Consider the following 26,267-nt stretch of genomic DNA (forward strand, 5'->3'; position numbering starts at 1 on the left):
AGTCGTGGACAGTAAGTCCGATGGGACGTGTGTCCGCACCGCTCCGAGAGCAGGTCATCGCCGCGCTCCGGCAGGCGATCCTCGACTTCCAGTTGAAGCCGGGACAGCGCCTCGTGGAGCGCGAGCTGATAGAGCGCCTGGGCGTGTCTCGCACGACGATCCGCGAAGCTCTGCGAGAACTGACTAGCGAAGGCCTCGTCACGGTGATCCCGCAGCGCGGCGCCATCGTGAGCGCGCCGTCACTCGCGGATGCCATCGACCTGTACGAGGTGCGAGCCGCCTTGGAGTCGCTAGTCACTCAGCGCTTCGTCGAGCGCGCGACTGACGACGAGATCGATCAGCTCAGCGGCACGATCGATGCGCTGGCGGAGGTCTCGGACAACTCCCACGACATCCGCGAGATCTTGCAGGCGAAGGATCGCTTCTACGACGTGCTCATAGCGGGTGCACGCAGCACAGCGCTGCAGCAGCTGCTCGAGGGCATCCAGGCGAGAGTTCAGGTTCTTCGAGCCACCTCTCTCTCCGAAGCCGGCCGTTCGCTGGAGGTCGTCCGCGAACTCCGCGCCGTCGTGGCCGCGATCGCAGATCGCGACGCCGAACAGGCCTCGCGTCTGTGTGCGGAACATGTGCGCAAGGCATCAGTGACGGCGCTGCACAACCTTCGCGAAACCGAAGAATCAGATTGAATCGACCCGGCCATACGGTCTTCGCCTCAGATCGACGTCGATCAACGCAATAGGAGAAGATCATGGCATTGACTGCCGAACAAGAACAACTGAAGCAAGAGTTCATCGAAGTGCGCGGGACGTGGGGCGATTCGTGGGAGTCGATCCTGCAGCTCGACCCAACCTTCTTTAGGTCGTATCTCGAGTTCTCCGCCGTCCCCTGGCGGAAGAACCACCTCGACGCGAAGACGAAGGAGTTCATGTACATCGCCGTCGATGCGGCGGCGACCCATCTGTATGAGCCCGGAATCCGTCAGCACATCAAGGCGGCTCTCGCTCTCGGGGCGACCAAGCAGGAGATCATGGAGGTGCTCGAATGCACCGCAACGTTGGGCATCCATGCGATGAACATCGGTGTGCCGATTCTCGTCGAGGTTCTCGGGGAGAAGGGGATGCGAACCGGCGCAGCCGAGCTGACCGAGTACCAGGAGGACGTCAAGGCCGAGTTCACGCGAACGCGCGGTTATTGGCACTCGTTCTGGGACGAAATGCTGGAGCTTGACCCGGAGATATTCGCCGCGTACACGGACTTCTCCTCAGTTCCGTGGCGCAACGGCACGCTGGAGCCGAAGATCAAAGAGTTGATCTACATCGCCTTCGACACCGCAGCAACGCATCTGTACGTGAAAGGACTCAAACTGCACATCGAGAATGCGATCGGATACGGAGCGACGGCACAGGAAATCCTCGAGGTGATGGAGATCGCGAGCGTTCTCGGTATCCACGCCGTGACGACCGCGGCACCCATACTTCTCGAGGAGGCTGACGCGGCTGAAAACCGCGGCTGAGGGACCGCGGCTGAGCGCGAACGGACTCACAGCGGCCCGAACTTCTCCGCCGCCGCGACCTGCTGCGCCACGCGGCGCAGCGCGAGCAGCAGCGGCTCGACCAGCACCGACCCGAGCACGACGTATCGCACCGCCGCCTCGACGGACTCGGTCGGAACCTCGGCGATCTCGACGTCCGCAATATCGCGCATGCTCTGCAGATACACCGGCAACGCTCCGTTCGCCAGGTCGAATCCGGCGTTCTCCAGCCCCTGCAGCGCACGCGCCACCTCGTGCAGCACGGCGTCATCGCACATGCCCGGTTTCCAGCCCAGGCCCGCGACGACTTCCTGCGCGGCAGTGAGATCCAGCGAGTCATCGGCGGGAGGCGTGATCGCGGCGTGCGCCGTGGCGAGCAGGCGGTGGGCGTCTTCGGGCGGGTCGTCCAGCGCGGCGAGCACCTTACGCGTCTCGGCGATGCTGACCCCCGCGGTGATCAGTGCGCGGATGACACGCAGCCGTCGCACATGCGTGTCACCGTATGCGGCCTGCGTCGGCGCGCTGCGCTCTCCCTCGGGCAGCAGACCCTCGCGCAGGTAGTACTTGATCGTCGGCACCGGCACATCGGTCTGCGCCGAAAGTTCAGAAATTCTCATCGCCACCTCTTGACTTCGATAGTACCGCTATCCACTATAGATAGTGAAGCTATCGAGACAGGAGGACGCCATGTCGAAAATCGTCACAGGCCGCATGACCCATCGCCACGACGGCGAACTCGTCGTGTTCCACATCGGAATGCAGATCAACCGCTGGTGGCGGCCAGACCTCTGGTTGCCCGCCTTCGTCGCCATGCCTCGGATGCTGCGCGAGCTGTCCATGGAGAACGACTCCGGACTCCTCGGGTACGAACTGCTCTTCGGTAACGGCGGTCCCTACGTCGTGCAGTACTGGTCATCGATCGAGAAGCTCTACGCGTACGCATCCGCACCATCGCAGGAGCACCGACCAGCCTGGACCGCGTTCAACCGGGCCGCCCGCAAGGCGCCCGGCGCCGTCGGAATCTGGCACGAGACGTTCCTCACCGAGCGCGCCGAGAGCGTCTACGTCGCAACCAAGCCGATGGGGCTCGCGAAAGCCACCGAGCACGTCGCCGTCGGCAAGCGCCACGACCGCGCGCAAGCACGGTTCACCGACGGGCGGACGGTCGCGGGTGAGCGGCCGGAAGCGGACTGAACGCGCCCCTCCGGACGCGGCGGGGTGGAAGCGGTCAGGCCCCCGCGCCGGACGGCAGCAGCACGTTCATGCGAAAGCCCTCATCGGTGCGCTCGGCCACGACATCTCCACCGTGCGCACGGGCCAGTCCGCGAGCGATCGACAGTCCGAGCCCAGCACCAGAGGCCACGGCATCATCCACGGTTGTGGTGCGCGCAGCATCCTCTCGCCAGCCGACGTCGAACATGCGGTCGAGGTCTTCCATCGCGACCCCGGCGCCGTGGTCGAGCACGCCGAGCACGAAGCGCCCGCCATCGATCTCGGTGGCCGAGATGACGATCTCGCTGCCCGATGGCGCATGGCGCACAGCATTCGTGAGCAGGTTCACCACGATGCGTCCGAGATGATGCGGGTCCGCCCACAGCACATGCCCGGCGATGCCGCGCTCGACGATCCGCACGCCGTGCCGCTGTGCAGCGGGCGCGACATCGGCGACAGCATCCGAGACGACATCGAGCAGGTCCACCTGCTGCGTGCGCAGCTGCACCGCCCCCGAGGTCAGCGTCGACAGCTCGAAGAGGTCGTCGACCATCCGGCTCATCGTCTCGACCTGGGCGCGCACCTCGCCGGCGAAGCGCTCCGGCGACTCCGAAACGCCGCCCTCGATGGTCTCGGCGAGCGCGCGGACGGCGGTGAGCGGCGTGCGCAGATCGTGGGCGATCCAGGCGAAGAACCTCCGCCGGGCCGAGTCGAGCTGCTCGAGTTCGCGGCGCGCAGCATCCAGTTTGGTCGAGACCGCGGCCAGCTGGGCCGACAAGTCATCCAGTTCGCGCGAGCCGGTCCGCTGCGCCTCGACGGCGCCGCCGTCGCCGATCCGCTCGAGCGACGACGAGAAGCGGCTGACCGATGATCGCACGGCGCGCGCCATGACGACCGCGACGATCACGCCGAGCAGAAGCGAGGCCCCCACGACGTACACCAGCACGGTGAGGTCGTGCTCGGAGATGTACATCTGCACCGAGATCGCGAGGACGGATGCCGCCATCGCCGCCACGCCGGCACTGGACACCACGATCAGCTGAGCACGCAGCGAGTGCCGACGCAGAACGCGCACGAGCAGCAGCGCGATCACCGCGACGACGGCCGCGCACAGCAGGCTGGTCAGAACGATGATCGCGATATCACCCGCGGTGAGCGCCATCATGCGAGCGCTCCGATCGGGCTGAACTGGTACCCGACGCCCCATTCGGTACGCAGATATCGCGGATCCTGTGGGTCGACCTCGATCTTCTCGCGGAGGCGGCGCACATGCACGGTGACCGTCGACGGCTCGCCGACCGTCCAGCCCCACACCTCGCGGAGGATCTCGTCACGAGCCAGCGTGCGGTCGGGATTGCGCACGAGGAACACCAGCAGTTCGTACTCGCGCCCGGTGAACGCCGTCTCGACACCGCGGACGAGCACCCGGCGCCTGGTGAGATCGATGTGGAAGTCGCCGGCGATCAGCTCGCCGCGCGCAGCCTCGGCGCTGCGGGCGCGGCGCACCATGGCGCCGATGCGCAGCAGCAGCTCGCGCATCGAGAACGGTTTGGCGAGGTAGTCGTCGGCACCCGACTCGAGGCCGTCGATGCGGTCTTCGACCTGTCCGAGGGCCGTGAGCATCATGATCGGCACGTCAGACGTGGCGCGCACCTCACGGCACAGTTCGTCGCCGCTGATGCCCGGCAGCATCCGATCGACGATGACGACGTCCGGGATGCCGGCCGCCAGCGCCGCGCGCGCCGACACTCCGTCGCCGTACTCCGAGACCGCGTAGCCGTTGGCTCGGAGGTAGGCGCCGACCGCCGCACGGACGGTCGGGTCATCCTCCACGACCACGACGCTCGGCGTTTCGTCCATGCCGTCGACCCTAGCCGCGGCGGGCGCCTGCACCACCTGCTTCTTACGGTTCTGAAAGGTCTTCCCTCAGCGGCCACCGGGGTTCGTAGCGTTCTTGGCATCACAACCGATGCGGCACTCGCCGCTCACGAACAGGAGAATCCCCATGCGCAAGATCGCACTCGCCGCCACCGCAGCCCTCGCGCTCGCGCTGACGCTCACCGCCTGCAGCTCGGCCGAGATGGATGCCGAGCCGATGTCCGACTCGTCGATGACGCAGGAATCATCGATGCCCTCCGACAGCGACATGTCCGAAGCCTCGACCGAGATGACCGGAGACTTCATGGGCCTCAACGACAAGGCGGTCATGGGCACCGCGACCGTGACGGACGACGAGCTGACGCTCTCGGAGTTCTCGTCCGACGAGGGCCCCGACCTGCACGTCTACCTCACCAACGGAACCGACGAGGCCGCGGTCACCGCCGGCACGATGATCGACACCGTCGCATTCGACGCCGCTTCGCAGACGTTCGATCTGTCTGGTGTCGACGCGTCCGGCTTCACGCACGTCGTGATCCACTGCGACAAGGCCAAAGCGGTGTTCGGCGCCGCTGAGTTGTCATGACGACTCGGCCGCACTGGACTCTCGCCGCGTCGCTCATCAGCGGCGCGGCGAGAGTCGCCCTCGGGGTGCTCTGGCTGATCCAGGGCGTAGTCAAGTACCGCGCCGGCTTCGGCGCCGCCGACATCCAGCTCGTCGTCGACAGCACGGCGAGCAACAGCAGGGCTCCGTGGTGGTTCTCCCCCATCGGGGGATTCATGGATGCTGCGCCCGGACTGTTCGGCATCGTGATGCCCGCGCTGGAGGTGCTGCTCGGCATCCTGCTCATCGCCGGCATCCTGACCCCTCTGGCGGCGTTCGCATCGATTGGCACCCTGATGCTCTACTGGGGTGCCGACCAGTTGGCCTCGCAGTATCCGGTGATGGTCGTGCTCTCGGCCGTCGTGCTGCTGGTGCCCGGGGCCGGGCGTTTCGGCGTCGACGGCTGGTGGCGGCACCGGCGGGCGCGGGTGGATGCCGGGACCGCCGTCGCTGGCGATGCTGTATGACAACCTGAGCGCGCGGTGTTCATGCCGCCAGGGTGGACACCGCGGATGGTCGGGGACTCAGGATCGGGGCGCCCCCGACCGGGATGTCGGTGGCCGCACGTAGCCTGCCGATATGGATGCCGAAGCAGCGCTGCGAGGACTCATGACCGCCATCGACGAGAGGCGATGGGACGATCTCGCGGGCTTTCTGCATCCGGAGTTCACCTGCCGCCTCGTGCACACTGGCGAATCATTCGACCGCGAGGGCTGGATCCTCTTCAACCGCGACTATCCGGGGTTCGAGCATCTGACGATCGAGGAGATCGTCGCCGGTCCGACCGAGGCCGCGTGCCGAACCCATGTCACCGGCCGCGATGCCGCCGGAGCTCAGCACTTCGAATGCGCGAGCTTCGTCCGAGTGCGAGAAGGCCTCATCGTGCAGCTCACCGAGGTGTGGACCGATGTCGAGCAGCAGGCGCCGCCCGGAACCCGCCCTGCCTCGAAGTGAGGGTTACTCCTGCTTGCTGAACGCGCCGCGCAGCGCCAGGTAGACGACCACGGCGACGACGGCGACCACCGCGAGCTTGGCGATGAACCACAGCACGCTGAACAGGACGCTGACGAGGGTCCATGCGATGATCACGGCGACGACGACGCCGACGATGGTCCACAGGCTGGTCTTGTTCACACTTCCAGCGTAACCGCCGCCCGCACCCCGGCAACGATCATCGCGAGCCCCGCATCGAAGGACGCTGGCTCGTCGACCTGAGACGGAGCGAGATCGGCGGATGCATCCGCCGCGCCGACGACCGCCGCGTGCAACCGCTGCTGCTCATGGAACGTGTAGCCGATCACGTAGTGCACGATGGTGTCGGCGGCGACCTCGGCCGCAGCATCCGCCAGTCCGATTTCGCGGGCCGCACGCACCAGCGCGGCGCGGGCTGGCAGTTCGAGCAGGCCGAGCGCGAGCGAACTGGAGACGATCTCAGCGCCGTCCTGGTGCGCCAGCAGGCGATTGCGCAGGCCGCGTGCGATCGCCGCGGCATCCTCGCCGCGCCCCTCCGACGCGGAACCGACGATCTGCGCACTCACCGCCGCGAGCAGTGCCTGTTTGTTCGGGAAGTGCCAGTACAGCGCGCTGACCTGCACGTCGACCTCGTCGGCGATGCGGCGCATCGAGAGACCCGGTAGGCCGCTGTCGGCCAGCACGCGCATGGCCGCGGCGACGACGGCGGGCTTGTCATTGCGAGCGGATGCTGGTGCGGCATGCATCCTGCTACTCTACCGAACAGTGTTCTGTAGAACAGTGTTCAAGAGAGCGCTGCCAATGCTTCAGGAGGAACCATGTCCGCACCCGCCGCCCATCTCGACCGCGTCCCCGTCCTGGCCGACCTCATCCGCGCCGGCTCGCCGCACAGCGCGCGCATCCGCGATGTGATCCTCACGCTCGCCGGTACGGCGTTCATCACCGTCGCCGGGTTCATCGTCATCCCACTGCCGTTCACACCGGTGCCGCTCTCGCTCGCCACCTTCGCCGTGCTGCTGACCGGAGCCGCCCTCGGCCCGCTCCGCGGCGGCCTGAGCGCCGGGGCTTACCTCGCGCTCGGCCTCGTTGGGGTGCCGCTGTTCGCGAACGGTTCGTCGGGGTGGGCGTTCTCGTCGTTCGGGTACATCCTCGGCTACGTCGCCGCGACTCTGCTCGTCGGCATCCTGGCCCGGCATCGCTCCGACCGCACCGTCTGGTCGACCCTCGGTCTCGCGACCCTCGGAACGCTTGCGATCTACGCGTTCGGCGTGCCGTGGCTCGCGGCATTCCTCGGCGTCGATCTCGCCACCGCGCTGATGCTCGGCGTCGTGCCGTTCCTCATCGGCGACGCGATCAAGATCGCCGGGATGTCCGCACTGCTGCCGGCGACCTGGCGCATCGTCGACCGCACGCGGCGCTGACGTTCGCCCGCGCGCCCGCCGGCCTCGAGAATCACTTTCCTGCACGAGACTCAGCCCGAGCGCGCGATTCTCATGCGGCGAACTGATTCTCGCGGGTATGCGTGCACTGCTATGGTGACCCCGAGCTCTATCGGGGGAGGGGTGAAGACGTGCTGGACGTGTCCGTCCTCGGATCTGTGAAGGCCAGCACCAGGGGGCGAGAACATCCGCTCGGGGGTGCGAAGCAACGCGGTCTTCTCGCGCGCCTGGTGGTGTCGCGCGGCCGCGCACTCCCGACTGAGCGTCTGATCGATGAGCTCTGGGACGAGCCCCCGCGCGATCCGGCGCATGCGCTCCAGGCCCGAGTCTCCCGACTGCGCTCGGCCGTGCCCATCGAGATCGAATGGCTCGACGGCGGGTACCGGATCGATCCGGCCGACATCCAAACGGATGCTGCGCGGTTCGAGCACCTCCTGCAGCTCGGTGGCACATCGCTGGCCGACGGCGACTTTCCGCAGGCCGCTGCGCTGATCGGCGACGGACTCGACCTGTGGAACGGCACGCCGTTCTCCGGTCTGCACGATCTGACCGCATTGCGCGTCGAGTCCGTGCGGCTCGAGAAGCTCTGGGCGTCAGCGATGGCAGACCGCATCGACCTCGATCTCGCCCTCGGACGCAGCGCCCCGGTCGTCTCCGAACTTCACGCGCTGCTCGAGGAGAACCCGCTCGCAGAACGCCACTGGAGTCAGCTGATCGCCGCGCTGTACTGCGATGGACGCATCCAGGAAGCACTCGACGCGTTCTCCCGTGCCCGCGCCACCTTCGCCGAGCAACTGGGGGTCGAGCCGAGCAGCGAGCTCAGCCGACTGCACTTGGGTGTGCTTCAGGATCAACCGCCGGCGTCGCTACTGCGCCTTTCGAGCACGACACTCGCCGAGGCGCAGGCAGGCAAGGTCGACGCCGCGATCGCGGATGCCCCGGTGCATTGCATCACGTCGAATCAACCAGATGTGCTCGCGGCCGTCGTTCGGGACGGGCGTATGCCAGTGCTGACCGGGCCGGACGGCATCGGCAAGACACATCTGCTCCGTGCCATCCGAGCCCAGTTCGAAGCCCAGCGCCGCGCCGTGTCACTGCTGACCGCTACTCCGCTCAGCAACGCCGTACCGCTCGGCATCTTCGCCGGCGTCCTGCCCGAGAAGTGGATGACGCCCGCAGCGCTCGTCGACCATTTCACCCGCCACCGCTCGACCTCTGTGCTGCTGGTCGACAACGTCGAACAGCTCGATGAGGCATCCCTCTTCGTCATCAGCCAGCTCATTCGCAACTCACGCCTGCCGATGATCCTCACCGCCACCGATCTCGGGGGTGCCCCCGACGACATCCGTGCCCTGTACGACAGCGGCGATATCGGTGAGATCACCGTCGCGCCGCTCACCTCAGCCGATGCCGACGAGCTCGTGCTGCACACCATCGGCGGTGCGCTCACCCCCGCATCTCGTCCCCGCATCTTCTCGCTGGCGCAGGGCAACCCGCTGCACCTGCGCGAGATCCTCACCGCGTCGGTGAACGAGAACCGTCTCGTGCGCACCGAACACGGCTGGGAGCTGCAGGACGAACCCGCCTCGACGAAACGGCTCACTCACCTCGTCGGCGAGCGCTACAGCGGCCTCGACGATGCCAGTATCGAAGCCGCCGCGAGAATCGCCATCGCCGGAGAACACCCGGCCTCGGCACTGGAGAACGCCGAACGGCGGATGCTGGCACGCGCAGGTGTCGTGGACTATTCGGCTCCGGGGTGGCTTCGGCTCTCGCATCCGCTGGACGGCGAGTTCCTCCGCGGTCGATGCAGTGACGCACTGTGGCGTGAGCTGTCGCTGGAAGTTCTCGACGTGCTCCGAAGCGACGAAGCTGCCGCATTCCCCGCTGTCCGCCGCCGCGCACAGATTCTCATGCTCGACCTCGGCGAACCCGTCGAGGTCGAGGCCAGCCTGGAGCTCGCACAGTACGCGCTCGGCGCGTTCGACGAGCGCCTCGCCAAGCGCGCGGCGGCAGCGGTCATCGACATCGAGTCCGACAACACCGCCGCCCACCGGATCGCCGGCATCGCGGCATCCATGCTGGGTGATCCCGACACGGCTGCCGCGCACTTCGCGACCGCTGAGCACACGGCGAAAACGCCCGAAGAGCAGACCGCGGCGGCGGCCGCCCACGCGCAGCACATCGGTCTGCGCCACCACGACGCTGCCGCCGCCCTCGCCATCATCGAACGCGTGCTCGGCGGGATGGACGATCCGACCGAGATCGCCCACCTTCAGCGCGATGCGCTTCGCTGGTCAGTGATCGCCGGGCAGACTCGTGAAATCGCGGACGCCCCGGGAGACACCACCGACGCGGTGGCCGTTCGCGGCCTCATCACCGCGGCGAATGCCGGCGTCGTCACCGGTCCCCTCGAAGATGCCACCCTGTCCCTGCAGCGACTGCACCACGCGCCGGCCGAGATCATCGCACTGGTTCCCGGCGGGGAATCGCTCATCGAACTCATCGCGATCATGGCACTGTCGAATACCGGCGATATCACGGCCACCCGGCGGCGCTTCGACGAGGCCATCGCCGACACCGACGTGCACGCTCCCGAAGCCCTCGGCAGCTGGGAGTATGGGCTCGCCCTCATCGACCTGCTCTGCGGCGACGTGCAAGACGCGTATGAGCGGGCAGCCGCTGCTGCCGTGCACCTTGAATGGCGCGACACGTCAGGGCTGTTCCCCGCGGCTCTCGCACTCGCCGGCGGCACAGCTCTCGCCGCCGGCCACGCCGATGAAGCAGAGGCGCGCTTCGATGCCGTCCCTCCCGCCGCCGACACCGACCCGAAGGTCGTCCTGCTCCGGGCGTGGGCCGACGCCTGGCGCGAGAACTGTGCCGGCCGAAGGGCGGCCGCCGCGCGCCTGCTGCTCGATTCGGCGCGCTGGCTGCTGGCAGCCCAGCACACCTTCTTCGCCGGGCTGCTGGCGCACTGTGCGGTGAAGGCGATCGCCGCCACCGGTGGCACCGACGCCCTGAACGACGCGATCGCCGTGCTGAAGGAAGCCAGCACGATCGGCCACGGTGGCCTGTTGGCGTTTCTGGTGCGCCACGCGGTGGTGACAGCATCCGGAGACCTCATCGCCCTCGACGAGGTCGCCCGAGAAGCCGAAACGCTCGGGATGCTGTCAACCGCCTTCGATATCTGGCTGACGCTGGGGCGGTCCGACCATTCTGCAACGGCGGGGCGGTCGCTGGCGCTGTGGTCGAACCCGGTTACTCCGCCTCTTCATTCGGGATGATGTAGCCCACCCTCGTCGGCGAGCCCTCTTCACCCATGATGCTCACATTGACGCCGAGCGAACCCTTCTTATAACCGGCACTGACCAGCTGTTCCATATCGGTGAATGCCACTTCTTCCCAGTCGGCGAAGTCTGACTTCACCTGTGCGGCGACTTCGCCCATATTCCGCGGATCCTCCACGACCACCATCGTGCCCTCGGGCATCGTCATGCTCTGAAGAATGTTGTCGGAGACCAGGGGTATCTCCTCGGGGAAGCCCTCGGGCAGCCCGCCGAGCTCGATACCCGCCTCGCCGCCGGTCATCCCCTCGATGAGCTCTTCTGCCGTATTCTTCGCCGTCTCCTCACTCGCCTGCTCAACGATGGCATCGAGCGGATTGGCGAAGCATCCGGTCAGCATCACGGTGACGACGATGGCGAGCGCGCCGCCAGCCGCTCGAGCGGGGGCGGACCTGCGCCTCATTGTTTCTCCCATAATTTTCCTTCTCTCAGGGCGCTCCGACCGGCCCTCTGCGCACATTCCAGCACCGTACGCTCACACGCGGCTCACGCGAGGTGCCGCCCTGACGCACGTGAGCGATCTGTGAGCGACGCCTGGTTGCATGTCGATGCACAGCGACAATGCACACACAGCGCATCGGCAAGGGGAGACCATGGAAATCTACTCAGGCATGCTCGCCGCCTATATGGCAGCACTCGTCGGCATGATCATCGTCGGCGTACTCGTCTACGCCATCACGGCATTCTTCATGTCCAAGCTCTTCGCGAAGGCAGGAGTGCAGGGAACGTGGCGGGCATGGGTGCCCGTGTACAACTTCATGGTGTTCTTCAAGCTCGGCGACCTCAGCCCCTGGCTCGTGCTCTACTGCTTCGGCGGATCGATCCTGCTCAGCTGGATCGGCATCGGGTTCATCTTCTCGCTGGCGCTGTTCGTCGGCGGCGGCGTGGCCGCGTACCGCATCGGTATGAAGCTCGGCAAAGAGACGGGATTCGTCGCCTTCTGGCTGATCTCGCCGGTGTGGCTGGGCATCGTCGCCTACGGCAAGGAGCAGTGGAACACCGCCGTGGCACCCGCGCAGTGGGCGGGCAACGCATTCCTCGCCGACCGCACCGTGTGGGACGGGGTTCCGGTGCAGACCTCGGGCGTGGTTCCGCCGGTGGCTGGTGAGACCGCCGCGCCGGGGAACCCGGCGGTCTGATGCCTGAACTGCGCATGCGCGTCGGCGCAGCCGCACTCACCGTGCTGACAATGTTTGCGCTGAGCGGGTGCGGCGACGACGATCAGGAAGCATCCGCAACTTCCTCTGCGGGTACTTCCGATACGTCGGATGCCACGTCTCCTGTCGCCGCAGAGGAAGACTCCGCCGCCGAAGAAGCGGTCGACGAAGTCGCAGATGGCGAGGAGTGCCTCCACGGCAACTGGTACCTCAAGAACGAGACGTTCCAGGCTCTCCTCACCGCGTCGGGAGGAGCCGGCGCCGAGGTGACAGGATTTGTCGTGCTCTCCTTCGATTCAGAGGGCAAGGCCATGACCACCTACGACGAGTGGACGACAGTGGTCGCGCAGGACGGCGGCACGGCGACAATGGTGCGCAACGGTGACGACGTCGGCACCTACAGCCTCGCCGGTGACACCCTCACGATGACGGAGACCGACGGCAACTCCGTCGTCAGTATGACGATCACCACCGGCGACGGACAGACGATGACTATGACCCCCGATCACGAAACAGCACCCGTGAGCAACGGAACGTTCACCTGCGACGCAGAGACCCTCACGGTGACCGCTGACGGGGGAATGACCGAGTTCTATCGGGAGCACTGAGCGGGATGCTGCGCTGACGCCTGTCTGCGCGGCATCCGCCCCGCCCACGCACACAAGTAGACTGGGTGCGCCCCGCCACACCTCTTCTTTCACTTGGAGCGCGCGTGACCACCGCCCCCGAAGCATCCGCTCGTCAGCACGTCCCCGACTCCGTCTCGAACGCCGAGGCGACGCCGGAGAAGGAGCAGCCCTACGGCGCGCTCGGGCTGAAGGACGACGAGTACGCCCGCATCCGCGAGATCCTCGGCCGCCGCCCGACGTCGGGCGAGCTGGCGATGTACTCGGTGATGTGGTCGGAGCACTGCTCCTACAAGTCGTCGAAGAATTACCTGCGCCGCTTCGGCCAGAAGGTCTCTGACGAGATGAAGAAGCGTCTCATGGTCGGCATGGGCCAGAACGCGGGCGTCATCGACGTCGGCGAGGGCTGGGCGGTCACCTTCAAGGCCGAGTCGCACAATCACCCGAGTTTCATCGAGCCGTTCCAGGGTGCTGCGACCGGGGTCGGCGGCATCGTCCGCGACATCATCTCGATGGGCGCGCGCCCGGTCGCGGTGATGGATGCTCTCCGCTTCGGCGCGATCGACCACCCCGACACCGCCCGGGTCGTGCACGGCGTCACCGCCGGCATCTCGTTCTACGGCAACTGCCTGGGCCTGCCGAACATCGGCGGCGAAACGGTCTTCGACGCGGTCTATCAGGCCAATCCGCTCGTGAACGCCCTCGCGGTCGGCGTCCTCCGCCACGAAGACCTCAAGCTCGCGAACGCCGAGGGCGTGGGCAACAAGGTCGTCCTGTTCGGCGCACGCACCGGCGGCGACGGGATCGGCGGCGCGAGCATCCTGGCATCCGACTCTTTCGACGACGGCGGCCCGACCAAGCGCCCCGCGGTGCAGGTCGGCGACCCGTTCGCCGAGAAGGTGCTCATCGAGTGCTGCCTCGAGCTGTACCGCGGCGAGCTCGTCGAAGCGATCCAAGACCTCGGTGCGGCCGGCATCTCGTGCGCGACATCTGAACTCGCGGCCAACGGCAACAGCGGCATGAAAGTCTCGCTCGACAACGTGCTGCTGCGCGACCCGTCGCTGACCGCTGAGGAGATCCTCATGTCGGAGTCGCAGGAGCGCATGATGGCGATCGTCGCTCCCGAGAAGCTGGATGCGTTCCTCGAGGTCGTGCAGAAGTGGGACGTCGAGACGTCCGTGCTCGGCGAGGTCACCGGCGATGGCCGCCTCGTCATCGACTGGCAGGGCGAGCGCATCGTCGACGTCGATCCCTCCACCGTCGCGGTCGACGGCCCGGTCTACGACCGCCCGGTCGCCTACCCGACATGGATCGACGCGCTGCAGGCGGATGCTGCGGAGCTGCTGCCCCGCTCGTCTGAGCCCGCGGTGCTGAAGGAGCAGTTCCTCTCGCTCGTCGCTTCGCCGAACCTCGCCGACACCCGCTGGATCACCAACCAGTACGACTACTATGTCGGCGGCAACACGGCTCTCGCGTTCCCCGACGACGCCGGCATGATCCGCGTCGACGAGGAGTCGGGGCTGGGCTTCGCGATCTCGACCGACGCGAACGGCCGCTACTGCCAGCTCGACCCGTACGCGGGCGCGCAGCTGGCGCTGGCCGAGGCGTACCGCAACGTCGCCGTCACCGGAGCCGAGCCCACCGCGATCACCGACTGCCTGAACTTCGGTTCGCCCGAGAACCCCGAGGTCATGTGGCAGTTCGGGCAGACCGTCGACGGCCTCGCCGATGGATGCTACGAGCTGGGCACCCCGGTCACCGGCGGCAACGTCTCGTTCTACAACCAGACCGGTGACACCCCGATCCACCCGACCCCGCTGGTCGGCGTGCTCGGGATCATCGACGATGTCTCACGCCGCATCCCGTCGGGCTGGCAGGACGAGGGGCAGAACATCTACCTGCTCGGCACCACCTCGACCGAGCTGAGCGGCTCGGCGTGGGCCGAGACCGTGCACCAGCATCTCGGCGGCCTGCCGCCCGCGGTGGACCTCGCCGGCGAGAAGCGTCTCGCCGGGCTCCTGTCGGCTGCCCGCGACGAGTGGCTGATCTCGTCGGCGCACGACGTGTCTGAGGGCGGTCTCGCCCAGGCCCTCGCCGAGGGCGTCATGCGCTTCGGCGTCGGCGCCCGGGTGTGGCTGACCGAGCTGATGGATCGCGACGGTGTGGACGCAGCATCCGCGCTCTTCTCGGAATCGACCGGCCGCGTCATCGTGACGGTGCCGCGCGAGGACGACGTGAAGTTCCGCGGACTCTGCGAGGGGCGCGACTACCCGGTGCTGCGCATCGGCGTGACCGACACCGTCGCCGACCTCGAGGTGACCGGGCTGTTCACGGTCTCGGCATCGGAGGTGCGCTCGGCGTCGCAGGCGACCCTGCCCGCGGCCTTCGGCCCGACCGTGGCAGAGCCCGTGGCGTGATGCCCTCCACGCCAACCACCGACGACGGGAGCAGCAGCGCATGAGCGACATCGAACGCCGCAGCAACAACACCCCGAGCACCGACACCGGCACCCCCGGCGGCGCGGGCAGCGGCGAGGAGGACTACGGGCGTCTCGGCCAGCGCCGCACCCGCCGGATGCGCATCATCGCCTGGGTGACGATCGTCTCGCTCATCCTGATCGGCGGCGGCTCAACGGTGCTGAGCCTGCTGTTCGGGTGAAGCGCCGTTCGCTGAACCCGCCGCTGGTGCGGGCGGAAATGTCACCCACGGGCGGAACTTCGCGCTGAGAACCGACTTGTCCTGCACAGCATCCGATTTCACCGAAGTGTCCACCAATCACGTCATCCCCTCTTCCAATGTCGGAGTGCCCGCGAAGACTGAGCGGCATCGCAGACGAAGGAGACACGATGAGCGAATCCAAAATGGATCTGATCGCGAAGCTGCTGGCGAAGGCCGAGAGCACGACGCCGGAAGAGGCGGAGGCCCTCACCGAGCACGCCGAGCGACTGATGGTGAAGTACGGCATCGAGCAAGCGCGGCTCGATGCGCGGCGGGCGAAGCTCGGCCAGGCACGCGAAGAGATCGTGCAGGAGCAGATGGTCTTCACCGGCTCCTACGCCCGAGACATCCGCGAGCTGGGCGGCAATGTCGCGTTCGCGCTCGGTTCGATCAGGCCGATGCAGTCGGAGCGGCCGGGCGGCGGATTCATCCTGTACTTCGTGGGCTTCACGTCCGACGTGCAGCAGGCGAAGATCCTCACGGCGAGCCTCGAGGTTCAGGCCATGGTCGCGATGCGGGCCTGGTGGGCGAGCCGACGGGAGTTGTACCGGTGGCATTCCGAGACTGAGAAGCGTCGCGCGCGCAGCGGATTCATCCGCGGATTCGGGGTCGGAGCCGCCCAGCGTCTCCGCGAGAGTCGCGCCACGATCCTGGAGGAAGAGGGGTCGAGCACAGCGCTCGTCCTGGCGGATCGCCTGGATCAGGTGGATGCCGCGTTCGACGACATTCCGCATCGTCGGGCACGAGCGCGCCAGGGTGCCGACCGGTCAGCTTTCACGCACGGGCATCGATCGGGTCTCGAGGCGAACACCGGCGGGAGCGCGGTCACGGTCATGAACCCAGCATGATCCTCGGCCGCGAGCTGCGCCTGATCGGTTTTGCTGGGATCGTGAGCGGTCGGATGCGCGCGATCCCTGTCCTCTGCGCGACCACGAGCGTCGCCTCAGCGTGAACGGAGCCAGGATCGAGTAGCCCGCTCAGCGCAGCCATCCGTGCAGATCGACGGCCATCCGTACGTCTGCAGGCAGCGCTACTCTATGGGCATGACCGACACCGAGCTGCGCACCCTGCTCGAGGTGCTGCGCCGCGAGGCGAACGCTCGCACGGAGTCGCTCTCCGCCACGCTCACCGAGCTCACGCACGATCGCAGCAGCCAGAGCGACGATGACGAACACGATCCGGAAGGCGTGCCCCTGTCGGCCGAGTGGTCCCGCCTGAGCGGCCTGCTCGACGGGGCTCGCGATGAACTGCAGCAGGTCGACGATGCGCTCGCGCGCATGGATGCCGGAACCTACGGCATCTGCGCGAACTGCGGCCGCCGCATCCCGATCGAACGCCTGCGCGTACGCCCGTTCGCCGACCTCTGCGTGCCTTGCGCCGAGAAGCTCGGCCGCTGACCGCCCGCTGAAAGGAGGATGTTGCCGGTCTCAGCGATTCGAGGCCGACAACTTCCTCCTTTCACGCCGCGCGATCCACTCCGACACGCCGAAGGCGGGCACCTCATCGAGATGCCCGCCTTGACGTGTGTGATCAGACCGTGTGCGATCAGACCTCAGCGTTCTGACGACGACGGATCATCAGCGTGATGCCACCGGCGAGCAGCGCCAGAGCACCAGCCGCTGCGGTGAGCGGGACGATCATGTCCGCACCGGTCGCGGCGAGGTTGCCATCGTCACCCGTGCCGTTGTCGCCACCGTTTCCGGCGTCGTCTCCGCCACCGTTCCCGGCATCGTCTCCGCCGCCGTTGCCGCCTCCGTCGCCGGCATCGGCCGGGACGACCTCGAAGGCCACGCTGGTCACTGCCGAAGAAGTGCCGTCAAACGCCTGCGTGACGCGAGCGGTGTAGGCACCCGGCTCGAGCTGGCTGCCGAAGTCGGCCAACCAGACGCCGTCGGCCACCGTCGCGGTGTAGGAGCCGTTGGTCGCGGCGAAGCCTCGCACCTCGCCGGCTGCCGGCTCAGCACCGGTCAGTTCGACCGTGACCGTCGCACCGTCGATGCCCGTGCCCTCGAGGTTCGAGGGAGCGTCATCGTGCGCGAAGGCGGTGCCATCAGTGATCGACGTCACTTCGGGCGCTGCCAGCACGACCTCGAAGGTCACCGTCGCAGCGTCCGACGTGTCTTCGTTCGCGGTCTGCACGGCGCTGACCGTGTGCGAGCCGTAGCCCAGCTCGAGGTCACCCACGGTCCAGTTTCCTGCACCGTCGACGGTGGTGGTGTACTCGGTGTCGTCGATCGTGACGACGACCTCAGCGTTCGGCACGCCAGTGCCGCTGACCTCGGTGACCACGTCGACGACGGCGGCGCCGTCAGCGGGCGAGGAGATGACCGGTGCCGGAGTCGGAGCCTCCTCGACGGAGAGCTCGTAAGCCGTCGCAGCGGAGGAGTCATAGCCGTTCACGCCGACCAGCGAGTAGGTGTAGTCGCCGACCTCGCCGGGAGCCGCGAACGAGAACGCGCCATCGGTGACCGCGACGGTGCTCGTGGAGCCGTCCATGGTGATCTCGACGGACTCAGCGCCAGGAGCGGTGCCGGTCACCGTCGAGCCGACCTCGACGGTCGAGCCCGATTCCGGGCCCGTGACGACGGGGGCGTCAATGTGCAGCGCCACCTCGTAGCCGTCGGTGTAGGGCAGGGCGTCGGTGAGAAGCGTCGACCAGGTCCACTGCTCGCCGCCGTTGTCTTCGGCGGTGACGCCGCCGCTGATGACGCCGACCGCGGTGCCGTCCTGGATGACGGATCCGCCCGAGTCGCCCTGCGTGGCCTCAACGTTGCTGGAGAAGCCCCGCACGATGTGACCGTCGATGTTCGACCACCCGTCGAGGATGTGCGTGTCCTCAGCATCACTGACGACGATCTCACCGTGGGTCATGCCGGTGGTGCGGCCGCTCTTCGTCACGGGCCCGGCGACCGGGTTTCCGACCGAAGTGATGTTCACGGTGTCGTCAGCCAGCGAGGAGAGGTCGTCCGTTGCGGACTCCCACGTGGTGACCTCGGGCAGCGGCGTGAAGCCATCCGCGACGTCGATCACCGCGATGTCGGTGAACTGCTGGTCTTCAAGAGGCACGTTCTCGTCGTAGCCGGTGCTGTTGCCCGGTCCGCCGAACTGGCTGAATCCGAACGATCCGACGTACTCGATGGGCTCCTCGAACAGGTAGCCCGGACCGTCGACCGCGGGGTCCTGACCGGGGATCGAGAGGATCGAGTTCTCCCAGCTCGTGGCGCAGTGGCCGGCGGTCAGCATGGCCGGGTCGCCGCTCGGTGACCAGGCAGCGAAACCGAACGAGCATGCGCCGATGCCGGACGGCGCAACGAGGCCGAGGTAGCCCTGGCCGCCGACAACGTCACCTTCGGCGAACGACTCGGGAGCGGCATCGACCGTCGCTACGATGGGGTCTGCAGCATCCGCTTCGAATGCGTCGGTGGCGAGGAATGAATCGAGTTGCGCATCGTCGACCTCGTTGACCTCGTCGGCCACCGTCACGACGACGGGGTCGCCGCTGGCGTTGTAGCCCCAGGCGATGATGTTGGCAGCGTCGGCCGCAACGGCGACATCATCAGACGGAGTCTCCGTGGAGACCGCGCCGTCTTCGACAGCCGTCTCTTCAGCGGTGACGTCCGCCGCTCCGCTCTGCTCCGGTTCGTCCGCGGTAGTCGCGTACGCCGGTGTGGAGAAGAAAAGCCCCCCCAGGGCAATTGTCGTGGCCGCCGTCAACGCAAGCGGGCGGCGCACCATCCCTCTGTTCTTCATGTGCGATTGTTGTCCTGTTTCTGTGACTGATGAATCTTGCGGTTACGTATACGTGCCCACCGAGACGCAGCGACAGCCACGTTCCGACCAGCAGAAAGAGCCCCTGATCGGGTCGGTCCACAGAGACTCCACAGGACACCCTACCCAGGCCACTCACAGTTTCGCGCCTTGGTTTACCAAGTATTCATAAATTCACTGGAAAAATCCCGTTTTTGCCTCGGAACAGCCATTTATTCACGCGTATGCACTTTGTGGTGTCGTCTACGCGGCTACCATGGCGGCATGAGCACACGCGCGACGAGACTGATCTTCTCTGCCCTCCTGGCCGGTTCTGTCGCGATGTTCGTGACCGCCTGTGCACCGGCTTCAGGCCCCGGGGCGACGCCGACATCGAGCGACGAACCCGTCGACATCGCGACCGAGATCGTGGGCCTGTGGGGCTCAGACGCGACCGGTGAACCGCACCTCGAGTTCGGCGAAGACGGCACGGTGACGGGCAGCGACGGATGCAACGGAATCTCGACGACGTACACCGTCGACGGCGAACGCGCCGAGGTCGAGAAGTTCGCTTCGACACTCAAGGCATGCCAGGGCGTGGACGACTGGTTGCGCGGCATCCGTTCGGTCGAAATCGACGGTGACACCCTCGTGGCGATGAATTCCTCCGGCGATACGATCGGCCAGCTCGACCGCCGCTGACCGCCCGGTGAAAGGAGGAAGTTGCCGGTCTCAGCGATCTGATGTCGGCAACTTCCTCCTTTCAACTCCCCGGGAACCGCTTCAGGGCGAGTCGGACTTGCGTGCGCCGGCCTCGAGCACGTCGCCAGCGGGCAGCTCCTGGTGCCCGCCGAACTGCAGGCGCATCGCCGAGAGCACCTGATTGGCGAACTGGTCTTCGTCGCGCGACGCGAACCGCTCGAACAGGGATGCTGCGAGCACCGGAACCGGAACGCCGACGTCGACGGCGGCCTTGACGGTCCAGCGGCCCTCACCCGAGTCGGAGACGCGACCGGCCAGCCCCTCGAGCGTGGGGTCCTCGCTCAGCGCTGCCGCGGTGAGATCGAGCAGCCATGATGAAATCACCGATCCGCGCCGCCAGAGCTCGGAGACCGCAGCCGTGTCGATCGGGAACTGATAGAACTCCGGCTCCTCGAGCGGTGCGATCTCGGCGGAATGCTCAGCTTCTCGCACTCCGGCATCCGCGTTCTTGAGCAGGTTCAGACCCTCGGCGAGCGCGGCCATGATGCCGTATTCGATGCCGTTGTGGACCATCTTCACGAAGTGCCCGGACCCCGAGGGGCCGCAGTGCAGGTACCCCTGCTCCTCGGGCGCGAGGTCGCCGGTGCGACCCGGGGTGCGCTCGATCTCGCCGACGCCGGGAGCGATCGTCTTGAGGATCGGCTCGATGTGGTTCACCGCGGTGTCCGAGCCGCCGGCCATGAGACAGTAGCCGCGCTCGAGGCCGAAGACTCCGCCGCTCGTGCCGATGTCGACGTACTCGATGCCCTTCTCGCGCATCGCCTTCGCCCGGCGCACGTCGTCGCGATAGTTCGAGTTGCCGCCGTCGATGAGGATGTCACCGGCTTCGAGCACCGCAGCAGCCTCATCGGCGACGGAGCCGGTGAGCGAGGCCGGCACCATCATCCACACGACGCGGGTCGGGGAAAGCTTCGCGGCGAGGTCGGCCATGCTCTCCGCGCCCGTGGCGCCCTCCGCGACCAGAGCGGCCACAGCATCCGCATTGACGTCGTAGACGACGCAATCGTGCCCGTCCTTCATGAGTCGTCGGACGATGTTCGCGCCCATCCTGCCGAGTCCGATCATGGCCAGTTGCATGTCTGCTCCTCACATTCGGGCTCGTCGCGAGCCGAGTCGTGGTCATCCTGGCACGGCATCCGGTGCGATGCCACCACTTGACCTCGTACTCGAGCGCCTACTTCGGAGAAGTACCCCTCAGTGCCCGGCGTGACCGCCGATCGCGCCGTCATCCGAGTCGTCGACATGCGCTGGACGCTCGGGCACCGCAACCTCATCCTCATCACCGGGCTCGATGACGACGAACTGGCCCATCATGCCCTCGTCCTCGTGCAGCAGCATGTGGCAGTGGTACATGTACGGCATCGTCGGGTCGGCGTAATCCTCGAAGCAGAAGGAGCAGCATGACCCCCATCCGCGTCGTGGTCGTCGACGATCAGGAGCTCGTCCGCGCGGGCCTGCGCCCCTTGGTCGAACGCGACGGCGACATCGAGGTGGTCGGCGAAGCCGCCGACGGGCGCTCGGGCCTCTCGCGCGTGCGCGAGCTGCGGCCCGATGTCGTGCTGATGGACATCCGGATGCCGGTGATGGACGGGCTGGAGGCGACGAAGGCGATCGTCGCAGACGCCGAGCTCGACGGCATCCGTGTTCTGATCCTGACGACGTTCGACGAGGACGAGCACGTGTACGAGGCGATCCGTTCGGGAGCATCCGGGTACCTGCTCAAAGACGTCTCGCCCGATGGCCTGCGTGCCGCGATCCGCACGGTCGCCGGCGGTGACGCCCTGCTTTCGCCCACGATCACGGCCGTGGTGATGCGCGCTGTCGGCCAGAGTCCGCATGAGCCCGATCGCACGCCGCTGGACGGGCTCAGCGAGCGCGAAGTCGAAGTGCTCACGCTCGTCGGCCGCGGGCGGACCAATGACGAGATCGCTGCAGACCTCTTTCTCAGCCCCGCAACCGCACGAACATATGTGAGCCGCCTGCTCGGCAAGCTCCACGCCCGCGACCGTGCCGCCCTCGTCGTGCTCGCGTACGAGACAGGTCTGGTCACGCCGGGACGATGACGGGGCCGCGCACTAGGCTGAACGCATCATGGAACCGCTCTTCGAATGGCTGAGCCACGTACCCTGGTGGGTCATCTTCCCCATCCTGGCGATGGCCGGTGGCGCCGCCAAGGCATGGGAGCAGGGAGCGAAGCGCCGGCACGAACGCCGACTCGAGACGCTGCGGCTCAAGGGCGAGATCAAGACCGCACAGCTCGCCGCACGCGGGCAGGCGCTGCCGCCGAAGGACGTGGCATCCGACTCTCAGCTCTCGTCGAAAGAGCTTCTGGAGCGCCTGTTCACCGAGCATGACGAGATCACCGCGCGCTGGCTCGACTACGAGCTCGACGTCGCCAAACTCATCGCCTACCCCGCCATGAGCGACGGGCGTCAGCCGCTGACGGCCGCGTTCCTGCGGGCGAAGAAGACCGCCGACAATCTGCGCCCATCGTCGGCGAGCGCCAAGGTCAGCGAACAGCAGGTCGCGGAGTATCTGGATGCTGTCGGCAACGCCGCCGTCGCCTTCGAAGTCGCCGAAAAAGACGCCAAACGGCTGCGCAACTCCACCTTCACGGAGGCTGAGCGCAAGAAGCTCGATCGGGCCCAGAAGCTGCTGAAGGTCGCCGTCGACGACTCGGCCACCCAAGCCGAGCGGAACGTCGCCTACAAGCGGGTGCGCGAAGAACTCGACGGGCTCATCGTGCTCAGCGACAGCGCCGTCGAGGTTCTCGAGAAACAGGTCGCCCGCGAGATCACGGCTTCACCGGCACCCGAGCCCGCCGCGAAGCAAGCGCCGCCCGACCCCGCGGTCTGACATCCGGCGGCCGCCCGACACGGCAGCATCCGTTGTGAACGAGAAAGGGCGCCGCGACCGAAGTCGCGGCGCCCTGAGAGCATGAGAAATTACTCGGTGACGAGCCAGTCGAACTGGTCGCCGCTCTCCTCGATCCAAGCGTCCACGGCAGCTTCCGGGTCGCCCTCGTACTCGTCACTGGTGACCAGGCCCTCGAGCGAACCGTACTGCTCGTCGTCCAGCTTGATCTGGCCGAACAGCTCGGCTGCCTCGGGGAACTCGTCGCTGGTACCGGCGTGGGCGATGAAGTTGAGCGTCTCCGGGTCGCCCATGGCGCCCTTCGGGTCCTCAAGGTCCTTCATGTCCCAGTCGTTGTACGCCCAGAACGGACGCCACAGCGTCACAACGATGTCCTCTTCCGAAGAGTACGCAGTGTCGAGCTCGGCGAGCATGCCCGCCGTCGACGAGGTGAGCAGCTCGTACTCGCCGTCGAGACCGTACTCGGGCATCGCCGAATCCTGGGTCTGCGCGGTCAGACCTGCGCCCGGCTCGATGCCGGTGATCTGTCCACCGAAGCGGTCTGCCTGACCGGCGAGGTCTTCGATCGAGTTGATGTCGTCCATGTACGTCGGCACGGCGAGCGTCAGCACGGCACCTTCGTAGTAGGCGCCGAGGTCCTCGAGGTCGTCGCCGTACTGCTCCATGTACGCCGCGTGCGTCACCTCGGGCCATGCCGAGGGGTACACGTCGAAGTCGCCCTGGGCGAGCCCGGTGTACAGCGGACCAGCCTCGGTCATCTCTTCCATCTCGACCGTGTAGCCGAGCTTCTCGAGCTGGTCCTGCGCGAGGTAGGACATGCTCAGACCGTCGGTCCAGCTGGGCAGGTAGCCGAGCGTGATGGTGCCCAGGTCGCCGCCGTCGTCTCCTCCGCCGTTGTCGCCGCCACCGCCTGCACAGCCCGCGAGGGCCAGGGATGCGGTGACACCGATTGCTGTGATGGCTGTGATGTGCCGGAACTTCTTCATGGTGCTTCCTTTCGTATCTTCTGCTGCGTTTCGTATGGGTTCAGGGGGTCATGCAGGAACGGTCTGCGCCGCGGCATCTGCCTGCGCTGCGCTCTTCGCGGCGCGGCGGCGCGCCAGGATTCCCAGCAGCGACGACTTCTGCGAGCTCGGGTCGCCGAGGGCCGCGGTGACGCGATCGAGGAAGATGGCGATGAACACCACGCCGAGACCGGCCTCAACACCCTGAGGGATGTTGATGGTCGACAGGGCCGCTGCAACTTCCTTACCCAGACCGTTGGCACCGCCGATACCGGCGATGACGGCCATCGACAGGGCGAGCATGATGACCTGGTTGATACCGGCCATGATGGTCGGCATCGCGAGCGGAAGCTGGATGCCGCGCAGGATCTGCCCCGGGGCGGCGCCGAATGCGTGCCCGGCCTCGACGGTCTCAGAGTCCACGCCGCGGATGCCCAGCTCAGTCAATCGCACGCCGGGGGGCAGCGAGAAGATCACGGTCGCGATCACGCCCGGCACGAAGCCGACGCCGAAGAACACGATCACCGGGATCAGATACACCATCGAGGGCATCGTCTGCATGAAGTCGAGCACGGGCTTCACGAACGCGCTGACGCGGTCGTTGCGTGCGGCCCAGATCCCGAGAGGAACGGAGATCGCCACGGTCACCAGCGCGGCGATGAGCACCAGCGCCAGAGTCTCCATCGCGTGATCCCACTGATCCATGCCGACGATGATGGTGAAGGTCACCGCGGTTCCCACCGCGAGCTGCCACGAACGGAACAGCCAGGCGATCAGCGCGAACAGGACGATCATCAGCGGCGCGGGCAGGAAGTTCAGCACATCGGCCAGACCCTCGACGAGGAAGCCGACGATGTTCGAGATGATGTCGAGCAGGATCTTGAGATTGTCGCGAATCCAGTCGACGATGACATCCGCGACTTCACCGATCGGAATACGGAACCCGTCCATCAGTTCGCCTCCTTCGCATCGGCGGCCGGCGCTTCGTCGGCGGACTCCCCGAGAACCTCGTCGATGACCGTGGTCGGTATCGGCTGCAGCGGAATCGTCAGTTCTCCGGTCGCGTTCGGGCCGGGTCCGAGAGCGGTCAGCAGCGTCACGCGCGGGATGACCCCGACCAGGCGGTCCTCGGAATCTGTCACCGCCAGCGGGAGCCGCGACTCGGCGGCCGGGACGAACAGGTCGGCGAGCACGTCGGACTCGTTCACGCTCTGCGGCACCGGCTTGAGGATCGACTGGAGCGAGCTCTCGCCGTTGCGGATGAGCTTGACCGCGTCACGGTCGGTGATCATGCCCAGCAGCTTGCGGTCGCGTCCGACGACGTACACCGCCGAGGAGTACGCATCGCGCATCTCGTGCAGTGCCGCGCGGGGTCCGCCGCTCTCGGGAACGACCGCGCGCGGACGCTCCATGACGTTGGCTGCCGTGAGCACACGCGCCCGGTCGACATCCTGCACGAACTGCTCGACGTATTCGTTGGCAGGGTCGGTGAGGATGTCCTCCGGCGTGCCGATCTGGACGATCCGGCCATCGCGCATGACCGCGATGCGGTCACCGAGGAACATCGCCTCGTTGAGGTCGTGGGTGATGAAGACGATGGTCTTCTGCAGCTTCTGCTGCAGTTCGACCAGCTGCTCCTGCATCTCGCGGCGGATCAGCGGGTCAAGGGCGCTGAACGCCTCGTCCATGAGCAGGATCTCGGTGTCTGCGGCGAGCGCGCGGGCGATGCCGACGCGCTGCTGCATTCCGCCGGACAACTGGCTGGGCAGCTTGTCGCCCCAGCCGGTGAGCCCGACCATGCCGAGGACCTCGCGGGCCTTCTCGAGGCGGGTGGCGCGGTCGACGCCCTTCAGCTCGAGCGGATACGCGACGTTGTCGGCGACCGTGCGGTGCGGCAGCAGCGCGAAGTGCTGGAAGACCATCGACACGTTCTCACGGCGGATCTCGCGCAGGCGCGATGACGGGATGCCGGTGATCTGGTCGCCGTTGATCACGACGGTGCCGTCGGTGATGCTGTGGAGGCCGTTGAGCATGCGGATGATGGTGGACTTGCCCGATCCGGACAGGCCCATGATGACGAAGATCTCGCCCTTTTCGACGGTGAAGCTGGCGTCGATGACGGCGGCGGTCCCGGCATCCTGCACGTCGGCACGGGACTCCCCGGCCTTCAGGCGCTGGACGGCCTGCTTCGGATTTCGCCCGAAAACTTTGAAGAGATGGCGCGCTTCAAGAACGGTCTCGGTCACTTTTCCCCCGCGGCTGTCGATTCTTCGGGTCTCGAAGCCGACTCGGTTGCGTCCGGGTGGTGTTCACAAGGCCGTTTCGACTTCCCTGCGCTAGCGGCTCGGACGACGAGTTTCGGACTCCCCGTAAAGAACACCGACCATACGTCCACGCCC

At 66.8% G+C, this 26,267-nt stretch carries 29 protein-coding genes; 17 read left to right on the forward strand and 12 right to left on the reverse strand.

Annotation, left to right across the window (positions count from 1 at the left end; genetic code table 11):
* Nucleotides 1-20: 20 nt before the first annotated feature.
* Entirely contained in the window at nt 21-686 is a 666-nt protein-coding gene (locus ACTICP_RS08060; RefSeq protein WP_441891191.1) for a GntR family transcriptional regulator, read from the forward strand.
* A gap of 62 nt (nt 687-748) precedes the next feature.
* The gene (locus ACTICP_RS08065) at nt 749-1,513 is read left to right on the forward strand and encodes a carboxymuconolactone decarboxylase family protein (RefSeq protein ID WP_441891193.1); all 765 of its coding nucleotides are present in this window, start codon (nt 749-751) and stop codon (nt 1,511-1,513) included.
* Between the two features lie 26 nt (nt 1,514-1,539).
* Here the strand turns inward: ACTICP_RS08065 and ACTICP_RS08070 are convergent, their stop codons facing one another.
* The gene (locus ACTICP_RS08070) at nt 1,540-2,148 is read right to left on the reverse strand and encodes a MerR family transcriptional regulator (protein WP_441891195.1); all 609 of its coding nucleotides are present in this window, start codon (nt 2,146-2,148) and stop codon (nt 1,540-1,542) included.
* A gap of 70 nt (nt 2,149-2,218) precedes the next feature.
* On the opposite strand from ACTICP_RS08070, the gene ACTICP_RS08075 reads away from it, so the two are divergent.
* A complete protein-coding gene (locus tag ACTICP_RS08075) occupies nt 2,219-2,725 on the forward strand; it encodes a DUF4188 domain-containing protein (RefSeq protein WP_441891197.1) in 507 nt (168 codons plus the stop codon).
* Between the two features lie 34 nt (nt 2,726-2,759).
* On the opposite strand, the gene ACTICP_RS08080 is transcribed toward ACTICP_RS08075, so the two are convergent.
* Complete coding sequence (locus ACTICP_RS08080) at nt 2,760-3,908, reverse strand: sensor histidine kinase (RefSeq protein WP_441891199.1); 1,149 nt, start codon at nt 3,906-3,908, stop codon at nt 2,760-2,762.
* Nucleotides 3,905-4,603, reverse strand: a complete 699-nt coding sequence (locus tag ACTICP_RS08085) for a response regulator transcription factor (protein WP_441891201.1) — start codon at nt 4,601-4,603, stop codon at nt 3,905-3,907. Before ACTICP_RS08085 ends, ACTICP_RS08080 begins: the two co-directional genes overlap by 4 nt.
* A 145-nt stretch (nt 4,604-4,748) precedes the next feature.
* Here ACTICP_RS08085 and ACTICP_RS08090 point away from each other — a divergent pair, with 145 nt between their 5' ends.
* The 3 genes from ACTICP_RS08090 (at nt 4,749) to ACTICP_RS08100 (ending at nt 6,179) form a co-directional block, all read left to right on the forward strand.
* Nucleotides 4,749-5,207, forward strand: coding sequence for a DM13 domain-containing protein (locus ACTICP_RS08090; protein ID WP_441891203.1), 459 nt, complete (start codon nt 4,749-4,751; stop codon nt 5,205-5,207).
* A complete protein-coding gene (locus ACTICP_RS08095) occupies nt 5,204-5,692 on the forward strand; it encodes a DoxX family membrane protein (protein WP_441891205.1) in 489 nt (162 codons plus the stop codon). Before ACTICP_RS08090 ends, ACTICP_RS08095 begins: the two co-directional genes overlap by 4 nt.
* A 112-nt stretch (nt 5,693-5,804) precedes the next feature.
* Nucleotides 5,805-6,179 carry a nuclear transport factor 2 family protein gene (locus ACTICP_RS08100; RefSeq protein WP_441891207.1) on the forward strand — a complete coding sequence of 125 codons (375 nt, stop codon included), beginning with the start codon at nt 5,805-5,807 and terminating at the stop codon, nt 6,177-6,179.
* 3 nt (nt 6,180-6,182) lie between these two features.
* Here the strand turns inward: ACTICP_RS08100 and ACTICP_RS08105 are convergent, their stop codons facing one another.
* Nucleotides 6,183-6,359, reverse strand: a complete 177-nt coding sequence (locus ACTICP_RS08105) for a hypothetical protein (protein WP_441891209.1) — start codon at nt 6,357-6,359, stop codon at nt 6,183-6,185.
* Nucleotides 6,356-6,943, reverse strand: a complete 588-nt coding sequence (locus ACTICP_RS08110) for a TetR family transcriptional regulator (RefSeq protein WP_441891211.1) — start codon at nt 6,941-6,943, stop codon at nt 6,356-6,358. Before ACTICP_RS08110 ends, ACTICP_RS08105 begins: the two co-directional genes overlap by 4 nt.
* 72 nt (nt 6,944-7,015) lie before the next feature.
* Between ACTICP_RS08110 and ACTICP_RS08115 the strand changes: the two genes are divergently transcribed.
* Nucleotides 7,016-7,618, forward strand: coding sequence for a biotin transporter BioY (locus ACTICP_RS08115; protein ID WP_441891213.1), 603 nt, complete (start codon nt 7,016-7,018; stop codon nt 7,616-7,618).
* Nucleotides 7,619-7,767: 149 nt separating this feature from the next.
* Nucleotides 7,768-10,920 carry a BTAD domain-containing putative transcriptional regulator gene (locus ACTICP_RS08120; RefSeq protein WP_441891215.1) on the forward strand — a complete coding sequence of 1,051 codons (3,153 nt, stop codon included), beginning with the start codon at nt 7,768-7,770 and terminating at the stop codon, nt 10,918-10,920.
* On the opposite strand, the gene ACTICP_RS08125 is transcribed toward ACTICP_RS08120, so the two are convergent.
* A complete protein-coding gene (locus ACTICP_RS08125; RefSeq protein WP_441891217.1) occupies nt 10,895-11,383 on the reverse strand; it encodes a hypothetical protein in 489 nt (162 codons plus the stop codon). The genes ACTICP_RS08120 and ACTICP_RS08125 overlap by 26 nt on opposite strands.
* 190 nt (nt 11,384-11,573) lie before the next feature.
* Between ACTICP_RS08125 and ACTICP_RS08130 the strand changes: the two genes are divergently transcribed.
* From ACTICP_RS08130 to ACTICP_RS08155, 6 genes are all read left to right on the forward strand, one after another.
* Nucleotides 11,574-12,119, forward strand: coding sequence for a large exoprotein (locus tag ACTICP_RS08130; RefSeq protein ID WP_441891219.1), 546 nt, complete (start codon nt 11,574-11,576; stop codon nt 12,117-12,119).
* Complete coding sequence (locus ACTICP_RS08135) at nt 12,119-12,745, forward strand: hypothetical protein (RefSeq protein WP_441891221.1); 627 nt, start codon at nt 12,119-12,121, stop codon at nt 12,743-12,745. Before ACTICP_RS08130 ends, ACTICP_RS08135 begins: the two co-directional genes overlap by 1 nt.
* Before the next feature lie 104 nt (nt 12,746-12,849).
* Entirely contained in the window at nt 12,850-15,180 is a 2,331-nt protein-coding gene (gene purL / locus ACTICP_RS08140) for a phosphoribosylformylglycinamidine synthase subunit PurL (RefSeq protein WP_441891223.1), read from the forward strand.
* Nucleotides 15,181-15,220: 40 nt separating this feature from the next.
* Nucleotides 15,221-15,421 carry a hypothetical protein gene (locus ACTICP_RS08145; RefSeq protein ID WP_441891225.1) on the forward strand — a complete coding sequence of 67 codons (201 nt, stop codon included), beginning with the start codon at nt 15,221-15,223 and terminating at the stop codon, nt 15,419-15,421.
* 188 nt (nt 15,422-15,609) lie between these two features.
* On the forward strand, nt 15,610-16,329 hold the full coding sequence (locus ACTICP_RS08150; RefSeq protein ID WP_441891227.1) for a DUF2786 domain-containing protein: 720 nt from the start codon (nt 15,610-15,612) through the stop codon (nt 16,327-16,329).
* A gap of 195 nt (nt 16,330-16,524) precedes the next feature.
* Complete coding sequence (locus ACTICP_RS08155; protein WP_441891229.1) at nt 16,525-16,878, forward strand: TraR/DksA family transcriptional regulator; 354 nt, start codon at nt 16,525-16,527, stop codon at nt 16,876-16,878.
* A 148-nt stretch (nt 16,879-17,026) separates the two neighbouring features.
* Here the strand turns inward: ACTICP_RS08155 and ACTICP_RS08160 are convergent, their stop codons facing one another.
* Complete coding sequence (locus ACTICP_RS08160; RefSeq protein WP_441891231.1) at nt 17,027-19,231, reverse strand: S1 family peptidase; 2,205 nt, start codon at nt 19,229-19,231, stop codon at nt 17,027-17,029.
* A 282-nt stretch (nt 19,232-19,513) separates the two neighbouring features.
* On the opposite strand from ACTICP_RS08160, the gene ACTICP_RS08165 reads away from it, so the two are divergent.
* Nucleotides 19,514-19,930, forward strand: coding sequence for an META domain-containing protein (locus ACTICP_RS08165; protein WP_441891233.1), 417 nt, complete (start codon nt 19,514-19,516; stop codon nt 19,928-19,930).
* An 81-nt stretch (nt 19,931-20,011) separates the two neighbouring features.
* Here the strand turns inward: ACTICP_RS08165 and gnd are convergent, their stop codons facing one another.
* Both gnd and ACTICP_RS08175 read right to left on the reverse strand, forming a co-directional pair.
* The gene (gene gnd, locus ACTICP_RS08170) at nt 20,012-21,067 is read right to left on the reverse strand and encodes a phosphogluconate dehydrogenase (NAD(+)-dependent, decarboxylating) (RefSeq protein WP_441891235.1); all 1,056 of its coding nucleotides are present in this window, start codon (nt 21,065-21,067) and stop codon (nt 20,012-20,014) included.
* 117 nt (nt 21,068-21,184) lie between these two features.
* The gene (locus ACTICP_RS08175; protein ID WP_441891237.1) at nt 21,185-21,343 is read right to left on the reverse strand and encodes a multicopper oxidase domain-containing protein; all 159 of its coding nucleotides are present in this window, start codon (nt 21,341-21,343) and stop codon (nt 21,185-21,187) included.
* Nucleotides 21,344-21,390: 47 nt separating this feature from the next.
* Between ACTICP_RS08175 and ACTICP_RS08180 the strand changes: the two genes are divergently transcribed.
* Entirely contained in the window at nt 21,391-22,053 is a 663-nt protein-coding gene (locus ACTICP_RS08180) for a response regulator (protein ID WP_441891239.1), read from the forward strand.
* Between the two features lie 28 nt (nt 22,054-22,081).
* The gene (locus ACTICP_RS08185; RefSeq protein ID WP_441891241.1) at nt 22,082-22,846 is read left to right on the forward strand and encodes a hypothetical protein; all 765 of its coding nucleotides are present in this window, start codon (nt 22,082-22,084) and stop codon (nt 22,844-22,846) included.
* An 89-nt stretch (nt 22,847-22,935) separates the two neighbouring features.
* Here ACTICP_RS08185 and ACTICP_RS08190 read toward each other — a convergent pair whose 3' ends face one another.
* From ACTICP_RS08190 to ACTICP_RS08200, 3 genes are read right to left on the reverse strand one after another with little or no spacing between them, the layout of a single operon-like run.
* Nucleotides 22,936-23,850 carry a glycine betaine ABC transporter substrate-binding protein gene (locus ACTICP_RS08190; RefSeq protein ID WP_441891243.1) on the reverse strand — a complete coding sequence of 305 codons (915 nt, stop codon included), beginning with the start codon at nt 23,848-23,850 and terminating at the stop codon, nt 22,936-22,938.
* Between the two features lie 48 nt (nt 23,851-23,898).
* Complete coding sequence (locus tag ACTICP_RS08195; RefSeq protein ID WP_441891245.1) at nt 23,899-24,819, reverse strand: ABC transporter permease; 921 nt, start codon at nt 24,817-24,819, stop codon at nt 23,899-23,901.
* Nucleotides 24,819-26,114 (reverse strand): quaternary amine ABC transporter ATP-binding protein, encoded by a 1,296-nt coding sequence (locus tag ACTICP_RS08200; protein ID WP_441891247.1) that lies wholly within the window; start codon nt 26,112-26,114, stop codon nt 24,819-24,821. Before ACTICP_RS08200 ends, ACTICP_RS08195 begins: the two co-directional genes overlap by 1 nt.
* Between the last annotated feature and the right edge of the window lie 153 nt (nt 26,115-26,267).

It is taken from the genome of Microbacterium sp. (genome assembly GCF_052102115.1).
Taxonomy (GTDB): Bacteria; Actinomycetota; Actinomycetes; order Actinomycetales; family Microbacteriaceae; genus Microbacterium.

Excerpts from the sequence above, each read along its gene's own strand:
- ACTICP_RS08060 (WP_441891191.1), top strand. The coding sequence starts at position 21 with ATGGGACGTGTGTCCGCACCGCTCCGAGAGCAGGTCATCGCCGCGCTC.
- ACTICP_RS08065 (WP_441891193.1), top strand. The coding sequence starts at position 749 with ATGGCATTGACTGCCGAACAAGAACAACTGAAGCAAGAGTTCATCGAA.
- ACTICP_RS08070 (WP_441891195.1), bottom strand. The coding sequence starts at position 2,148 with ATGAGAATTTCTGAACTTTCGGCGCAGACCGATGTGCCGGTGCCGACG.
- ACTICP_RS08075 (WP_441891197.1), top strand. The coding sequence starts at position 2,219 with ATGTCGAAAATCGTCACAGGCCGCATGACCCATCGCCACGACGGCGAA.
- ACTICP_RS08080 (WP_441891199.1), bottom strand. The coding sequence starts at position 3,908 with ATGATGGCGCTCACCGCGGGTGATATCGCGATCATCGTTCTGACCAGC.
- ACTICP_RS08085 (WP_441891201.1), bottom strand. The coding sequence starts at position 4,603 with ATGGACGAAACGCCGAGCGTCGTGGTCGTGGAGGATGACCCGACCGTC.
- ACTICP_RS08090 (WP_441891203.1), top strand. The coding sequence starts at position 4,749 with ATGCGCAAGATCGCACTCGCCGCCACCGCAGCCCTCGCGCTCGCGCTG.
- ACTICP_RS08095 (WP_441891205.1), top strand. The coding sequence starts at position 5,204 with ATGACGACTCGGCCGCACTGGACTCTCGCCGCGTCGCTCATCAGCGGC.
- ACTICP_RS08100 (WP_441891207.1), top strand. The coding sequence starts at position 5,805 with ATGGATGCCGAAGCAGCGCTGCGAGGACTCATGACCGCCATCGACGAG.
- ACTICP_RS08110 (WP_441891211.1), bottom strand. The coding sequence starts at position 6,943 with ATGCATGCCGCACCAGCATCCGCTCGCAATGACAAGCCCGCCGTCGTC.
- ACTICP_RS08115 (WP_441891213.1), top strand. The coding sequence starts at position 7,016 with ATGTCCGCACCCGCCGCCCATCTCGACCGCGTCCCCGTCCTGGCCGAC.
- ACTICP_RS08125 (WP_441891217.1), bottom strand. The coding sequence starts at position 11,383 with ATGAGGCGCAGGTCCGCCCCCGCTCGAGCGGCTGGCGGCGCGCTCGCC.
- ACTICP_RS08130 (WP_441891219.1), top strand. The coding sequence starts at position 11,574 with ATGGAAATCTACTCAGGCATGCTCGCCGCCTATATGGCAGCACTCGTC.
- ACTICP_RS08135 (WP_441891221.1), top strand. The coding sequence starts at position 12,119 with ATGCCTGAACTGCGCATGCGCGTCGGCGCAGCCGCACTCACCGTGCTG.
- ACTICP_RS08145 (WP_441891225.1), top strand. The coding sequence starts at position 15,221 with ATGAGCGACATCGAACGCCGCAGCAACAACACCCCGAGCACCGACACC.
- ACTICP_RS08150 (WP_441891227.1), top strand. The coding sequence starts at position 15,610 with ATGAGCGAATCCAAAATGGATCTGATCGCGAAGCTGCTGGCGAAGGCC.
- ACTICP_RS08155 (WP_441891229.1), top strand. The coding sequence starts at position 16,525 with ATGACCGACACCGAGCTGCGCACCCTGCTCGAGGTGCTGCGCCGCGAG.
- ACTICP_RS08160 (WP_441891231.1), bottom strand. The coding sequence starts at position 19,231 with ATGAAGAACAGAGGGATGGTGCGCCGCCCGCTTGCGTTGACGGCGGCC.
- ACTICP_RS08165 (WP_441891233.1), top strand. The coding sequence starts at position 19,514 with ATGAGCACACGCGCGACGAGACTGATCTTCTCTGCCCTCCTGGCCGGT.
- gnd (WP_441891235.1), bottom strand. The coding sequence starts at position 21,067 with ATGCAACTGGCCATGATCGGACTCGGCAGGATGGGCGCGAACATCGTC.
- ACTICP_RS08175 (WP_441891237.1), bottom strand. The coding sequence starts at position 21,343 with ATGTACCACTGCCACATGCTGCTGCACGAGGACGAGGGCATGATGGGC.
- ACTICP_RS08180 (WP_441891239.1), top strand. The coding sequence starts at position 21,391 with ATGACCCCCATCCGCGTCGTGGTCGTCGACGATCAGGAGCTCGTCCGC.
- ACTICP_RS08185 (WP_441891241.1), top strand. The coding sequence starts at position 22,082 with ATGGAACCGCTCTTCGAATGGCTGAGCCACGTACCCTGGTGGGTCATC.
- ACTICP_RS08190 (WP_441891243.1), bottom strand. The coding sequence starts at position 23,850 with ATGAAGAAGTTCCGGCACATCACAGCCATCACAGCAATCGGTGTCACC.
- ACTICP_RS08195 (WP_441891245.1), bottom strand. The coding sequence starts at position 24,819 with ATGGACGGGTTCCGTATTCCGATCGGTGAAGTCGCGGATGTCATCGTC.